Here is a 14,604-nt window from a genome sequence, read left to right on the forward strand (position 1 = left end):
CAATGTTCGCTGAAGAACTTATTAATATAATCCTTTATAGCTTTAGTATAGATATTTTACTGGTTTATGACTGATTTATGGATGCTGAATTTTTGGAACTGGAAGGGAAAACGCTTGTTGAAGGTGCTCACCACCGAGCTGCCGACAATATCTTAGCGTTAATGGATCGCCATCGTTACTGACTAATTTTAACGAGTTGACGCAGTCAACGAGGTCGGATTGTTGTTGTTTTTCTAACTGCAGTTCGAACTGTAGTGCTTCGCGATAAAGGGCATCGTTGACTTGCGATTTTAGATGGCGACGTAACTCACGGTAGGAGTGCAGAAGGGTTTCGCTTCGACCAAGGCAACCTTGAACTAAATGCCAGTCCTGTTCTTGGAAAATGACTTGCTGCTCATCGAGCCATCTGAGCAGCAGTAGTAGATTCACATTGCCGTGATAGTTATTTTGCAACGACAAGCACGCTTCCTTCACTTCTCGCACACCATAAAATTGCAGACTGAACTGCCAAAGGTGTTCTAGGGTGAGAGTGTATTCTGCGTGCTCTTTTGTCATTGATTAAACTCTAGCTCCATCTGCTCTAACGTTTCTTGAGCAGACATCCATTCCATCTCTACGTCTTCAAGCTCAGATTTACTCGACGCTTGAAGTGCCAACACTTCATTAAGTTTAGCCTTGTTTTCTGCTTCATACAGAGAGTTATCCGATAATTGCTCTTCTGCTGATGCCAATGCTTCGCCTAACTTATCCATTTTATTTTCTAACTGTGTCAGGGTTTTGCGAATTGGCGCTGTCTGTTTGCGAAATTCTGCGTCACGTCGCTTCTGCTCTTTTTTTGCCGCAGCGCTGTTGTTGTTGTCTTTCTCTGGTTGTGCCGCTTGTGCTTCTTTACGCTCGGCTCTTTGTTGCTCTGTTAGCCACTTGTAGTAGTCATTGAGGTCACCATCAAATGGTGCGACTTGGCGGTCATGTACCAGATACAAGTCGTCCGTTGTTGCGCGCAGCAAGTAACGGTCGTGCGAAACAATGACCATCGCACCTTCAAAGGTTTGCAGTGCCATGGTCAATGCTTGGCGCATGTCCAAATCTAGGTGGTTGGTTGGTTCATCGAGTAGCAATAGGTTGGGTTTTTGCCACACAACTAATGCCAATACTAAACGCGCTTTTTCACCTCCAGAGAACGGTGCGACTTTTTCCAGTGCTTTATCACCTTGGAAGCCAAAGCTACCTAAGTAATCACGCAGTTGTTGTTCAGTTTGGTCTGGTGCAATCTGCATCATGTGTTGTAGCGGCGTTTCTTCTGGGTGCAGTGTTTCTAGTTGGTGCTGTGCGAAGTAACCGATCTTCACGCCTTGTGAGTAAGTGAGATCGCCGCCTTGCGCTTTTAGCTCACCAGACAACAGTTTGATCAAGGTTGATTTACCTGCGCCGTTACGACCAAGTAGACCAATACGACTGCCTGGGACCAGATTCAAGCGGATCTTTTCTAAGATCAGGTTGTCACCGTAACCTGCCGATACCTCATCCATCATCATGATTGGGTTTGGCAAAGCCGCTGGCTCGCGGAATTGAAAGTTAAACGGGTTATCGAACTGTGCTGGCAGCACTTTTTCCATACGTTCTAGAGCTTTGATGCGGCTTTGTGCTTGGCGGGCTTTAGATGCTTTGTAACGGAAGCGGTCGATGTAGCTTTGCATGTGCGACATCTGTTTCTGTTGCTTCTCGAACATGGCTTGTTGCAACACCATTTTTTGCGCGCGCTGATTTTCAAACGACGAGTAGTTGCCTGTGTATTCGTTTAGCTGCTGGTTTTCGATGTGAATAATACGACCAACAATTGGATCCAAAAAGTCACGGTCGTGCGAGATAAGAACCAATGTGCCTGGATAGTTTTGTAACCAACGTTCCAGCCACATTACTGCATCTAAGTCCAAGTGGTTGGTTGGTTCGTCAAGTAACAGTAGGTCTGAACGACACAATAGCGCTTGAGCCAAGTTGAGGCGCATACGCCAGCCACCTGAGAACTGGGTCAGATTCCAGCTCATTTGTTCTTGGCTAAAACCCAGACCGTCAAGCAGTTCGGCAGCACGCGCGCGAATACTGTAACCACCAATGGTTTCAATTTTTCCGTGGATCTCTGCAACCAACGTACCGTTGTCTTTTTCTTCGGCAATCATCAGTTGTTGCTCAAGACCGCGAAACTCTCGATCACCATCAATGACGTATTCAATTGCGCTGCGGTCTAGTGCGGGAGTTTCCTGCGCTACCCATGCCAATTCCCAATGTTGCGGCTGACTGAATGAGCCAGCGTCAATCGACAATTCGTCTTTCAGGAGTGCGAATAGGGTAGATTTACCGCAACCGTTTTTACCAACCAGACCCACTTTGTCGGCAGGGTGAATGGTTGCAGAAGCTTGGTCTAAAAGAGGTTTACCGCCACGCAGTAACTGAATATCTGAAAAGGTAATCATAGGGCTTTAGTTCACTTTGCGCAGCGCGCGTTTCTTCGTCATTTATCTCGCGGTGAATAGTAGGGCTATTGGCGGGAAAAGTCGATCTCTGACCTTTAATTGCATTATGCTATACAAAAAAGTATAACAAACTGATAACGATAATTTTCCCTGAGAAATTAAAACAAGGACGACCATTTGGCTGTTGCAGCGTCTTATCCCCCAAGAGTTCTGGTGATTTATGCTCACCCTGAGCCGCAAAACTCCATTGCCAATCAAGTGATGATAAAAAAAATTCAATCACTTGATCACGTCACTGTGCATGATCTTTATGGTGCGTATCCTGATTTCTTTATTGATGTGAATTACGAACACGACCTGTTGATGACGCACGATGTGATCGTTTTTCATCATCCCCTCTATATGTATTCTTGCCCTGCGCTACTAAAAGAGTGGTTAGATCGCGTGCTAGGTAAAGGGTTTGCGTTTGGCGATGGCTGTGCACTTGAAGGTAAATATTGGCGTAGTGTTATCACCACGGGAGGCAAAGAAGATGCCTTTAGCCCACTTGGGTATAACAAATATCCATTAGAACAGATCTTACAACCTTTCGAGTTAACCGCTGCTCTTTGTCAAATGCACTGGATGGAACCTCTGGTGTTGTACTGGTCACGTAATGTCTCGGATATTGAGCGTTATCAGCATGCGGAACAATATCGTCAATGGCTGAACAACCCTTTGAATGAGTGGGGAGTACAAGGAGGTCATCATGGCGATAACCAGTGAGTTTCTTCAAAGCAGCGTGGTATTCCTTTCTGCTGCTGTCGTAGCAGTGCCGATTGCTCAGCGACTTGGTTTGGGCTCTGTGCTTGGCTACCTGATTGCTGGTGTTTTAATTGGTCCTTGGGGACTGGGTTTGATCAGCGATGTGGATGCGATTCTCCACTTTGCTGAACTTGGGGTAGTGTTGCTGCTGTTCTTAATTGGCTTGGAGTTAAACCCCAAAAAACTATGGCAAATGCGTGGACCAATACTTGGACTTGGGGGGGCTCAAGTCATTGTGACGACTGCCGTGATTGGCAGCATCGTCAGCCTGTTTGGTTTGAGCATGCAAGTGAGCTTAGTGATCGGCATGGGATTAGCACTCTCATCCACTGCGATTGCACTTAAAGTGATAGAAGAGCAAGGACAAGCCGGCACAGAAACCGGGCAATCGGGCTTTGCGGTACTGTTATTCCAAGATATTGCTGTAATCCCAATGCTTGCCATGTTGCCATTACTCGCTGGTGGCACCAGTGGCGGTGATTGGCTGGATGCCTTGTGGGTGTTAGCCTCAGTGATCGGTTTGTTGATAGGTGGTCACTTTTTACTGCGCCCTTTATTTCGTTTTGTCGTGATGAGTGGTGTGCGTGAACTTTTCACCGTTGCTGCTCTTCTAGTGGTACTTGGCATTTCTGTTGCGATGCAAAAGCTGGGGCTGTCGATGGCACTCGGTACTTTCTTAGCGGGCGTATTGCTGGCGGAAAGTGAATATCGTCATGAGCTGGAAATCGCGATAGAACCTTTTAAAGGTCTGCTACTTGGCTTGTTCTTTATCGCTGTTGGTATGGCGGTGAATTTGGGCTTATTAGCACTTCAACCGTTTGCGATTATTAGTGCCGTGATTGCCCTTGTTGTAGTTAAAGGTTTGGTGCTCTACGTTCTGGCGCGTACCGCCCGAGTTCGCGCAAAGTCGCGTAGTCGTATGGCGGCGATTTTGAGCCAAGGTGGTGAGTTTGCGTTTGTGATTTTCACCGCGGCAAGCCAAGAAGGGATCTTAACCAAAGAGCAAGTTTCCTTCTTATTGGTTGTGGTGAGTTTGTCGATGGTGACGACGCCGCTGTTGCTCATGGGGCAAAAGAAGTGGTTTGCTCACACGCTCAATCAAGAAGAAGAGAGCGTGACGACCAATGTGGTGGATCGTCGACCGCGCGTGATCATTGCCGGCTTCGGTCGTTTTGGTCAGATTGTTGGGCGCTTGATGTATGCCAATAAGATCAAAGTCACGGTGCTAGAAAGTGATGCGAGCCAAATTCACTTGCTGCGTAAATACGGCTATAAGGTGTTTTACGGTGATGCGACTCAGATTGATTTGTTACGTGCCGCAGGTGCGGATAAAGCTGAAGCCTTAGTGATCTGTACGGATTCACCTGACGAAGTGATGGCGATTGTCGACATTTGTCGTGAGTACTTCCCGAATTTGAAGATCCTTGCGCGTGCACGCAGCCGTGTGGAAGCTTATCAGTTAATGAATCACGGTGTGCAAAACTACTCGCGTGAAACCTTTTTGGGCGCATTAGATCTAGGTCGCCAAGCGCTCGTAGAACTAGGCATGCATCCGTATCAAGCAAAGCGGGCAGAAGCACATTTTCGTAAACTAGATAATGCTATGCTCAAAGACTTATTGCCTCAACATAATGAGGATAAAGAACTTGCTCAACGCTCGAAAGAGGCACGCAAAGAACTAGAAGAAATCTTCGGTCGCGAAATGGAAAGCGATCAACAGTCGCCAAATCATTGGAAGTAGTACCCGCACGGTATTAAGCGGGAAAAGGAACAAAAGTGAAAGCCAAGAAACGTTTTATCGCGGGTGCAAGCTGCCCGCAGTGTAGCCAGCAAGATACGTTGCGCTGGTGGATTGAGAACAATATCGAGTTAGTTGAATGTGTAGATTGTGATTACACCGAGCAGCGTAAACCGCAATCTGTAGAAAAAAATAAACACTCAGAACAAGAAATGATCGGGATTTTTAAGCCTGAGTAATTGAACTTCGTTAATTGATCCCCATAATACTACCATCTCGGTACTTAACCCCATTTTGGTTAAGTCAGTTAATCTCCCTGGAGTTAGTATGAAAATTGAAAAGAACGTTGTTGCAAGCCTTGCATACAAAGTAATGATGGAAGACGGTGTTGTTGTTGATCAATCAACAGCTGACGCGCCTCTTGATTACCTACACGGTCACAACAACCTAATCACTGGTCTTGAGAAAGAGCTAGAAGGTAAAGTGGCTGGCGACAAGTTTTCAGTAACAGTAGCTCCTGAAGATGCTTACGGCGATCACAACGACGCTCTAGTACAGCGCGTTCCTGCTGACGTATTCCAAGGTGTTGAGCAAATCGAAGTTGGCATGCGTTTCCTAGCAGACACTGACCAAGGTCCAATCCCTGTAGAAGTGACTGAAGTAGATGGCGACGAAGTTGTTGTAGACGGCAACCACATGCTAGCTGGCCAAACACTAACTTTCGAAGTTGAAGTTATGGCTACTCGTGAAGCAACAGCTGAAGAGATCGAACACGGTCACATCCACCAAGGTGGCGGTTGTTGTGGCGGTCACGACCATGACCACGAAGGCGGCTGCTGCGGTGGCGAAGAAAAAGCTGACGACCACGAATGCTGTGGCGGCGGCGGTTGCGGTTCTCACTAATCGCACGCTCTTCCTCTAGATAGCATTATCTAGAACAAGCTTTGAAAAGCGCAAGTTGAGGTTTCAACTTGCGCTTTTTGTTTATCTGGGGTGTAGTGCAAATCATACAAGGAATAACAGTTGGACAAAGCGATGACGAAACCTTTCTCGATTGCCATTCACGGTGGTGCAGGTACCATTTTGCGGGCACAGATGAGCGATGAACTGCAACAATCCATTTTGACGGATTTAGAAGCTGCGGTGAAAGCGGGTCATCAAATCTTAACAAAAGGTGGTGAAGCCTTAGATGCGGTCGTTGCTGCGGTAAAAGTGCTAGAAGACTCCCCTAATTTCAATGCAGGCAAAGGCTCGGTTCTTACTCATACTGAAATGGTAGAAATGGACGCCTCTGTAATGGATGGTAGAAACCAAGAGGCAGGTGCTGTTGCCGGTGTTCGTCATATTAAGAATCCCATTGAGCTCGCTCGTGATGTAATGAAAAACAGCAACCATGTGCTGTTAGTTGGCGAGGGCGCTGAGAAATTTGCTTTCGAACAAGGCCACGAGTACACCGAGCAAGATTACTTCTTCACTGATCGTCGCTATGAACAACTGATTTCTATGCGCGAGAAAGGCTTGTTTGCTCTTTCCGAGTCCCGTTACCCAGATGACCGTAAACACGGTACGGTTGGTGCGGTTGCATTGGATCAACAAGGCAACTTAGCGGCAGCAACCAGCACTGGCGGTGTGACCAACAAGAAATACGGTCGCGTGGGAGATTCCGCTCTGATTGGGTGCGGCACGGTGGCAGAGAATGGTGTTGTAGCGGTTTCCACTACAGGTGTCGGCGAGTTCTTTATCCGTAAACGAGTGGCGGAAGATGTCGCAGCGCGCATGCGTTATTTGCAAGAAAACGTCCACACGGCTTGTGAACATATCATCCAAGGTGAACTTAAAGAGATGGGCGGAGAGGGCGGTCTAATTGCCATCGATGCACAAGGTGAGTTGCACTTTGCGATGAACAGTTCTGGTATGTATCGAGCAGGGATCAACACTCAAGGTGAGTTGAGCGTAAACATTTACTCTGACGAGTAGCGATTCGCTTTCCTAAAGACAACAAAGCCCAGATAAGAGTCTGGGCTTTGTGTTATTTACTGCACTAGGATTCGGATGAATCAGTAGTGCGGTGGTGGTGTTTCTTCTGATGGATCGGCCAAATTCGACGAATCCATATTCTTCACTTTACCTACCACGTATTTCATCTGATCGAGCATCTTGGTGATTTGCAGTTGCTGCTGTGACAAGGCACCGTTCAGATCTTCAATCGTCTGTTCTTGGAACGCAAGCTGACACTCTAAGTCATTAATGCGAGCTTCCAATTGCTGAATAAGTTTTTCTGTCATGATCCGTTCTCTAGCTGCCAAGCTTGGGCAATGCCCGCAGAAGTGGCAGTAATTATACGTTGCTTGGAATCAAAGGCTGCATCATACACGACCGCACGAGGAGGGCGAGTATCTTTTTTCGGCTCGACTTCAAATCTATCCACTCGTTTACCTGTGTGAGTATCCCAAACCATCACGCGTCCTGAAGGCGTTCCTGTAACTAATAAGTTGCCATCGTCTGAGAATCTAGCCGTGGAGAATATCAACTGACGAGACCAACTGCTTAGCTGTGTCACTTCTTCTTCAGTTTCTAAGTCCCAGATGATGGCTTGATTACCGCCATCGGACGTCATGGCCAGTTTCCCATCACGTTGAAGCGCGACTCTTACCACGCGTTGCTCGTGTTCAAAGCTGCGCAGTACTTGGCCTGTTTCGGTATCCCATAAGTAAGCTTTGTAATCATTTCCACCCGTTAGAGCGAAACGCCCGTTGGGCGAGATAGCGACAGAATTGACTTTTTCTTGGTGTGCAAGGAACTCTAGCCTACGACCAGTGACTAAGTTGACGTGAATCGCTTTACCGTTGGACAGGCCAAGCAACACTTGTTCTCCGTTACTGGTGATATCAACGTCTCGAATTAGCGCGTCATCGATAGACCAAAGTCCTTCGGCTTGAGTCCATCCGAGATCCCATACTGCGAAGTTCATTTGGCTTGCAGTGACGGCATAGCGGCCATTGTCCGAAATGCGAATATGGGAGACCACATTGGCAGCTTGATCGAGTTCACCCAGCTTTGCGAGTTGTTTGTTTTGCTCCAAATCCCAAAGAACTAACTGGTGCTCTTTGGAGTACAGCAGTGCAAATCGGCCATCTCGACTGAGCGCAAAGCTGGTGGAACCTTGTGGTTCGAGTGACCAACGTTGAACGTCATGATCGGTAAAAAAGCATCCATTTAACGTGGTGATGACAATTAAATATAGGAATAAATGAGAAATTCTTTGCATCACATCTAATAATCCGGTTTGTGTCTTAAGACATATAGCTAGTATATTGGTATAACGATTGTCTTCACTAGTCTCATCGAAGATTTGTGCACAACAACCAGTGGCTAAGCCATTATTGGGAGAATTTAATGAAATCAGTTTTAAAAGTGTCGCTACTTGCTGCAACAGTAATGCTAGCGGTAGGTTGTCAAAAAGAAGAAACAAAACCAGAAGCAGCACCTCAAGCAGAACAAGTTCAAGCAGAAACTGGTAAAGCAGTTCACTTTAAAACCGACGATGACAAAGCGGCGTACGCGATCGGTGTTTCATTTGCTAACTACCTGAGCACGAGTATCGATAAGCCAAGCGAAATCGGTATCGACCTAAACAAAGACCTAGTTCTTAAAGGTATCGAAGACGTATTCAAAGACAAAGCTGCGCTAAACGAGGAAGAAACTCGTGCTGCTCTAGAGTCTCTAGATAAGCGTGTTGCTGAGAAGATGCAAAAGCAAGCCGCTGAAAAAGCGGCTGAAGCGAAGAAAGCAGGTGATGACTTCCGTGCTGAGTTCGAAAAGCAAGAAGGCGTAGTTAAGACAGATTCTGGCCTACTTTACCAAGTAATCACGCCTGCTGAAGGTGAGAAGCCAAAAGACACTGATACGGTTCAAGTACACTACAAAGGTACTCTGATCGACGGTACTCAGTTCGACAGTTCTTACGATCGTGGTGAGCCAGCAACGTTCCCACTAAACCGCGTTATCCCTGGTTGGACTGAAGGTGTTCAGCTAATGCCTGTAGGCTCTAAGTTCAAATTTGTTATCCCGCCAGAGCTAGCATACGGTGATCAAGACACACCAAGCATCCCAGCTAACTCAACGCTTGTATTCGAAGTTGAACTACTAAAAGTTGAGAACGATCAAGCTGCTAAGTAATAACAGACAGCGATAACTCGATGAAAAAAGGCCCGTTTTACGGGCCTTTTTTGTTCTAGGTCACTAGTTGATGAGTTTGCTAGGTTGCCTTTCAAATTTTCTGATAAACTTACACCAATTTGTTGATTTTTCGCTCGAAGGCTTATGACAACTACAGAAACAATAAATGCGGAGATGTTGCTCGAAATGGAATCTGTCAACGTGATGCCATTTTCTGAGCACGATAAAATCATCTTGAGATCTTACGAAGCGGTCGTGGACGGCATCGCCAGTTTGATTGGTCCCTTTTGTGAGATCGTTCTTCACTCTCTTGAAGATCTCAATACCTCTGCAATCAAAATCGCCAATGGTGAAAACACTGGCCGTCAGGTCGGTTCTCCGATTACCGACTTAGCGCTAAAGATGTTGAAAGACATTGAAGGCTCTGAACGTAACTTCTCACGTTCGTACTTCACCCGTGCAAAAGGTGGTGTACTCATGAAGTCGATCACCGTTGCTATTCGCAATGGTGAAAACCGAGTGATTGGCCTGCTTTGTATTAACGTCAACCTTGATGCGCCGTTCTCCCAAGTGCTGCAATCTTTTATGCCGACACAAGAAGCAAAAGAGGCGGCGTCTTCAGTAAACTTCGCCAGCGATGTTGAAGAACTTGTCGATCAAACCGTTGAGCGCACGATTGAAGAAATCAATGCAGACAAATCGGTATCGAACAATACGAAAAACCGTCAGATCGTCATGGAATTGTACGATAAAGGTATCTTCGATATTAAAGACGCCATCAACCGCGTTGCTGATCGTCTAAACATTTCTAAGCATACGGTTTACCTTTACATTCGTCAGCGTAAAACTGAGGACGAATAAGCGTGAGTGGATTAACTTACACGCTAGTGGTGAACGGTCCGGTTTACGGCAGCCAATCGGCACGCAGTGCATACCAATTTGCTAAAGCAGTCATTGAACAAGAACACACTCTAGTGAGTGTGTTCTTTTATCAAGACGGCGTCACCAATGGTACAGCTCTGAGTGTGCCCGCCAATGATGAGTTTGACCTAGCTAAAGCATGGCAATTACTCGCACAGCAACACGATGTTCGTTTGGAAACGTGTGTGGCAGCGGCTTTACGTCGCGGTATCATCAGCGAAGATGAAGCCAATCAACATGGTCTTGAGCAGAACAACCTAGCGACAGGGTTCGAACAAGCCGGTTTGGGCAGCTTAGCCGAAGCTATGTTAACGCAAGATAGAGTGGTGCAGTTTTGAGTCAGTTAACTTACCTATTTCGTAGCGCACCTCATGGTAGTAATGCGGGGCGTGAAGGTGTGGATGCGCTGCTAGCGGCGTCGGCGTACTGTGAAGACATCACCGTCTTATTTGTTGGTGATGGTGTCTACCAGTTACTGCTTGGACAGGAGCCAAATGGCATCTTAAGCAAAGACTACGCACCAATGCTAAAGCTGTTCGACTTGTACGATATTGAGCAAGTGTTTGTTTGTGCTGATTCGCTTGCCGAGCGTGGCTTGGCTCAAGCCGATTTAGTCATTGATGCCGAGTCTCTAAATACCGAGCAGCTCAAAGCTAAACTGCAACAAGCTAGCAAACTGCTGTCATTCTGAGGAAGCCATGTTACATATCATCAAATCCGTAGCAGCATTAGACGATGCAATGGCACTGTACAGTGAGCAAGATGATGTCTTGCTGATTGAAGAGGCGGTTTATGCCGCTAACCCTCAACATAAAGCATTTACAAAGGTAAAAGGCCCCGCTGTGTTTGCTTTACAGAGTGATATCGAAGCTCGCGGAATCACCAATCGTATAAGCCCGTCTATTACCGTTATAAACTATTCAGGTTTTGTCGAACTCACGACAAAACAGGCGAAATCTCTGACTTGGGATTAGCCCTTTATTCCTGTCGATTGAGCTTTACGGACGAATTACCCTAATTGAACAAAAAAGATCCGTATATTTCTTGACACACCTCTCACTGCTGCATAGAATTTTGCGTCCCTAACTGCCAAGAGTCGTTAGGGATAGATTTTTCACAAAGCTTACTTTCAAGTAAATCAGGAGCTAGTTAATGGCAACTATTAACCAGTTGGTACGTAAGCCACGTGCAAAGCAAGTTGTTAAAAGCAACGTGCCTGCACTAGAAGCGTGCCCACAAAAACGTGGTGTATGTACTCGTGTTTACACAACTACACCTAAAAAACCTAACTCAGCACTTCGTAAAGTTTGTCGTGTACGTCTGACAAACGGCTTCGAAGTTACATCGTACATCGGCGGTGAAGGTCACAACCTTCAAGAGCACAGTGTTGTACTAATCCGTGGCGGTCGTGTAAAAGACCTTCCGGGTGTACGTTACCACACTGTTCGCGGTGCACTTGACTGTGCTGGCGTTAACGACCGTAAACAAGGTCGTTCTAAGTACGGTGTGAAGCGTCCTAAGTCTTAATGGATTCCGTTAAGTAAGGCCAAACACTAAATTATTTTTAATTTTTTGAAAAAACTGAAAAGTTTTGGATAAAACCTGAAGAAGACAACGGAGAAAATCCATGCCACGTCGTCGCGTCATTGGTCAGCGTAAGATCCTTCCAGATCCAAAGTTCAAATCTGAACTGCTGGCAAAATTCGTTAACATCCTAATGGTTGACGGTAAAAAATCTACTGCAGAGAAAATTGTTTACACTGCACTAGATTCTATGGCTGAAAAGTCTGGTAAAGACCACTTAGCTATTTTTGAAGAAGCTCTTGAAAATGTTCGCCCAGCGGTAGAAGTTAAATCTCGCCGTGTAGGTGGTTCAACTTACCAAGTACCTGTAGAAGTTCGTCCGGTTCGCCGTAACGCACTTGCTATGCGTTGGTTGGTTGAAGCTGCGCGTAAGCGTGGTGAAAAATCTATGGCTCAACGCCTAGCTGCTGAAATGCTAGACGCGTCTGAGAACAAAGGTACTGCGGTTAAGAAACGTGAAGACGTTCACCGCATGGCTGACGCAAACAAAGCGTTCGCACATTACCGTTGGTAATACCTTTTCAGTGCTGCAAGGTTCCTTGCAGCACTTCTTTAGTTCCTATGCCTATGCTAGGAACTATTGCTATATCTAGGGGATAGCATTTTTAGCTATAGCAATAGTCCCTATCTCTAAGTTAAGAGGATTCAATCGTGGCTCGCAAAACTCCTATTGAGCGCTACCGTAATATCGGTATCTGTGCTCACGTAGATGCTGGTAAAACAACCACTACTGAACGTATTTTGTTCTACACTGGTCTGTCTCATAAAATCGGTGAAGTTCACGATGGCGCAGCAACCATGGACTGGATGGAGCAGGAGCAGGAACGTGGTATCACTATCACTTCAGCTGCAACTACTACTTTCTGGCGTGGTATGGAAGCACAATTCCAAGAGCACCGCGTAAATATCATTGATACCCCTGGACACGTTGACTTTACTATCGAAGTAGAGCGTTCTCTGCGCGTACTTGATGGTGCAGTTGTTGTGTTCTGTGGTTCATCTGGTGTTGAACCTCAGTCTGAAACTGTATGGCGTCAAGCTGACAAGTACCACGTTCCACGTATGGTATTTGTAAACAAGATGGACCGTGCAGGTGCAGACTTCCTACGCGTTGTGGACCAAATTAAAAACCGTCTTGGTGCGAATCCTGTTCCAATCCAACTGAACGTTGGTGCAGAAGATGATTTCCGTGGTGTTATCGACCTAATCAAGATGAAAATGATCAACTGGAATGAAGCCGACCAAGGCATGTCGTTCACATACGACGAAATTCCAGCAGACATGCAAGAGCTTGCTGAAGAATGGCGCAACAACCTAGTTGAAGCGGCAGCGGAAGCAACTGAAGAGCTAATGGACAAGTACCTTGAAGAGGGTGAACTGTCTGAAGCTGAGATCAAACAAGCTCTACGTACTCGTACACTAAACAACGAAATCGTACTGGCTACTTGTGGTAGTGCGTTCAAAAACAAAGGTGTTCAAGCAGTACTAGACGCAGTGATTGAATTCTTGCCATCGCCAGTTGATGTTCCTGCAATTAAAGGCATCGACGAAAGAGAGAACGAAGTTGAGCGTCACGCAGACGACAACGAACCGTTCTCAGCACTAGCATTCAAGATCGCGACTGACCCATTCGTGGGCACGCTAACTTTCATGCGCGTTTACTCAGGTGTTGTGAACTCAGGTGATGCAGTTTACAACTCAGTAAAAGACAAGAAAGAGCGTTTCGGTCGTATCGTACAGATGCATGCGAACAAGCGTGAAGAAGTTAAAGAAGTTCGCGCTGGTGATATCGCAGCTGCTATCGGTCTGAAAGACGTTACAACAGGTGACACGCTATGTGACCAGAACCACAAAGTGATTCTAGAGCGCATGGAGTTCCCTGATCCGGTAATTCAGATCGCGGTAGAGCCTCGCTCTGTTGCCGATCAAGAGAAGATGGGTATTGCACTAGGTAAACTAGCGGCAGAAGATCCATCATTCCGCGTAGAAACGGACGACGAAACAGGTCAGACACTGATCTCTGGTATGGGTGAGCTTCACCTAGATATTATCGTTGATCGTATGAAACGTGAATTCAGCGTTGACTGTAATGTTGGTAAACCTCAGGTTGCGTACCGTGAAACAATCCGTGGCAACGCGGAAGTTGAAGGTAAATTTGTACGTCAATCTGGTGGTCGTGGTCAGTATGGTCACGTATGGATCAAACTGGAGCCATCTGAACCTGGCGAAGGTTTTGTCTTTGTTGACGAAATTGTGGGTGGTGTTGTTCCTAAGGAATACATCAACTCGGTAGCGAAAGGTATCGAAGAGCAAATGAACAGCGGTGTTCTAGCGGGTTATCCTGTATTAGATATTAAAGCCACTCTGTTTGATGGTTCTTACCACGATGTTGACTCTAACGAGATGGCGTTTAAGATCGCTGGCTCGATGGCATTCAAGAAGGGTTCATTAGAAGCACAGCCTGTTCTTCTTGAGCCAATGATGAATGTTGAAGTAACTACTCCTGAAGATTGGATGGGTGATGTTGTTGGTGACCTTAACCGCCGTCGCGGTATGATCGAAGGTATGGACGATGGTGTGGCTGGTATTAAGATCATCCGCGCTCAAGTACCACTATCTGAGATGTTTGGTTACGCAACGGACCTACGTTCTGCAACTCAAGGCCGTGCGTCTTACTCTATGGAGTTTAACGAGTACGCTGAAGTACCGAAAAACTTCGCAGATAAAATCATTGCAGACCGTGGTTACTAATTAAAACGCTTTGAGCTGAAAAAAAGTCCAGCTTTTTTTAAAGATCAATGCGTCCAAATATTGCGCTAACAGGCGTTGGCGCATAAAATAACAATTTCTGGCGCGTCGGGATCAATAATGATCACGGCGAATCATAACTAGGAAGGAACACGATTG

17 protein-coding genes are annotated in these 14,604 nt (G+C 46.2%); 13 read left to right on the top strand and 4 right to left on the bottom strand.

What is annotated here, in order from left to right; all coding sequences use genetic code 11:
* Positions 1-75 precede the first annotated feature (75 nt).
* The gene (locus L1076_RS25870) at positions 76-555 is read right to left on the bottom strand and encodes a TIGR02444 family protein (RefSeq protein ID WP_038871985.1); all 480 of its coding nucleotides are present in this window, start codon (positions 553-555) and stop codon (positions 76-78) included.
* Complete coding sequence (locus L1076_RS25875; RefSeq protein ID WP_237304733.1) at positions 552-2,471, bottom strand: ABC transporter ATP-binding protein; 1,920 nt, start codon at positions 2,469-2,471, stop codon at positions 552-554. Before L1076_RS25875 ends, L1076_RS25870 begins: the two co-directional genes overlap by 4 nt.
* Before the next feature lie 177 nt (positions 2,472-2,648).
* Between L1076_RS25875 and kefG the strand changes: the two genes are divergently transcribed.
* From kefG to L1076_RS25900, 5 genes are all read left to right on the top strand, one after another.
* A complete protein-coding gene (kefG, locus tag L1076_RS25880; RefSeq protein WP_038877278.1) occupies positions 2,649-3,236 on the top strand; it encodes a glutathione-regulated potassium-efflux system ancillary protein KefG in 588 nt (195 codons plus the stop codon).
* On the top strand, positions 3,220-5,016 hold the full coding sequence (gene kefB, locus L1076_RS25885; protein WP_039975437.1) for a glutathione-regulated potassium-efflux system protein KefB: 1,797 nt from the start codon (positions 3,220-3,222) through the stop codon (positions 5,014-5,016). The genes kefG and kefB overlap by 17 nt, the downstream gene beginning before the upstream one ends.
* Before the next feature lie 35 nt (positions 5,017-5,051).
* The gene (locus tag L1076_RS25890) at positions 5,052-5,252 is read left to right on the top strand and encodes a YheV family putative zinc ribbon protein (RefSeq protein WP_010443959.1); all 201 of its coding nucleotides are present in this window, start codon (positions 5,052-5,054) and stop codon (positions 5,250-5,252) included.
* Positions 5,253-5,340: 88 nt separating this feature from the next.
* Positions 5,341-5,916, top strand: a complete 576-nt coding sequence (gene slyD / locus L1076_RS25895; RefSeq protein ID WP_038871977.1) for a peptidylprolyl isomerase — start codon at positions 5,341-5,343, stop codon at positions 5,914-5,916.
* A 132-nt stretch (positions 5,917-6,048) separates the two neighbouring features.
* Positions 6,049-6,990, top strand: a complete 942-nt coding sequence (locus tag L1076_RS25900) for an isoaspartyl peptidase/L-asparaginase (RefSeq protein ID WP_237304735.1) — start codon at positions 6,049-6,051, stop codon at positions 6,988-6,990.
* An 80-nt stretch (positions 6,991-7,070) separates the two neighbouring features.
* Here L1076_RS25900 and L1076_RS25905 read toward each other — a convergent pair whose 3' ends face one another.
* Positions 7,071-7,298, bottom strand: a complete 228-nt coding sequence (locus tag L1076_RS25905; protein WP_005438375.1) for a SlyX family protein — start codon at positions 7,296-7,298, stop codon at positions 7,071-7,073.
* Positions 7,295-8,281, bottom strand: coding sequence for a hypothetical protein (locus L1076_RS25910; protein WP_237304737.1), 987 nt, complete (start codon positions 8,279-8,281; stop codon positions 7,295-7,297). The genes L1076_RS25905 and L1076_RS25910 overlap by 4 nt, the downstream gene beginning before the upstream one ends.
* A 128-nt stretch (positions 8,282-8,409) precedes the next feature.
* On the opposite strand from L1076_RS25910, the gene fkpA reads away from it, so the two are divergent.
* The 8 genes from fkpA (at position 8,410) to fusA (ending at position 14,448) form a co-directional block, all read left to right on the top strand.
* Positions 8,410-9,192, top strand: a complete 783-nt coding sequence (fkpA, locus tag L1076_RS25915; protein ID WP_038871973.1) for an FKBP-type peptidyl-prolyl cis-trans isomerase — start codon at positions 8,410-8,412, stop codon at positions 9,190-9,192.
* A 144-nt stretch (positions 9,193-9,336) separates the two neighbouring features.
* The gene (locus L1076_RS25920; RefSeq protein ID WP_038871970.1) at positions 9,337-10,053 is read left to right on the top strand and encodes a transcriptional regulator; all 717 of its coding nucleotides are present in this window, start codon (positions 9,337-9,339) and stop codon (positions 10,051-10,053) included.
* Between the two features lie 2 nt (positions 10,054-10,055).
* Positions 10,056-10,451 (top strand): sulfurtransferase complex subunit TusD, encoded by a 396-nt coding sequence (gene tusD, locus L1076_RS25925; protein WP_054757245.1) that lies wholly within the window; start codon positions 10,056-10,058, stop codon positions 10,449-10,451.
* Positions 10,448-10,804, top strand: coding sequence for a sulfurtransferase complex subunit TusC (gene tusC, locus L1076_RS25930; RefSeq protein WP_038871964.1), 357 nt, complete (start codon positions 10,448-10,450; stop codon positions 10,802-10,804). Before tusD ends, tusC begins: the two co-directional genes overlap by 4 nt.
* A 7-nt stretch (positions 10,805-10,811) precedes the next feature.
* On the top strand, positions 10,812-11,087 hold the full coding sequence (gene tusB, locus L1076_RS25935) for a sulfurtransferase complex subunit TusB (protein ID WP_038871962.1): 276 nt from the start codon (positions 10,812-10,814) through the stop codon (positions 11,085-11,087).
* Between the two features lie 178 nt (positions 11,088-11,265).
* Positions 11,266-11,640, top strand: a complete 375-nt coding sequence (gene rpsL, locus L1076_RS25940; protein WP_004399892.1) for a 30S ribosomal protein S12 — start codon at positions 11,266-11,268, stop codon at positions 11,638-11,640.
* A 100-nt stretch (positions 11,641-11,740) separates the two neighbouring features.
* Positions 11,741-12,211, top strand: a complete 471-nt coding sequence (gene rpsG, locus L1076_RS25945) for a 30S ribosomal protein S7 (protein ID WP_005438390.1) — start codon at positions 11,741-11,743, stop codon at positions 12,209-12,211.
* 137 nt (positions 12,212-12,348) lie between these two features.
* Positions 12,349-14,448 carry an elongation factor G gene (gene fusA, locus L1076_RS25950; protein WP_038871960.1) on the top strand — a complete coding sequence of 700 codons (2,100 nt, stop codon included), beginning with the start codon at positions 12,349-12,351 and terminating at the stop codon, positions 14,446-14,448.
* Positions 14,449-14,604 lie beyond the last annotated feature (156 nt).

The organism is Vibrio sp. MMG023 (assembly GCF_021654215.1).
GTDB lineage: Bacteria > Pseudomonadota > Gammaproteobacteria > Enterobacterales > Vibrionaceae > Vibrio > Vibrio jasicida.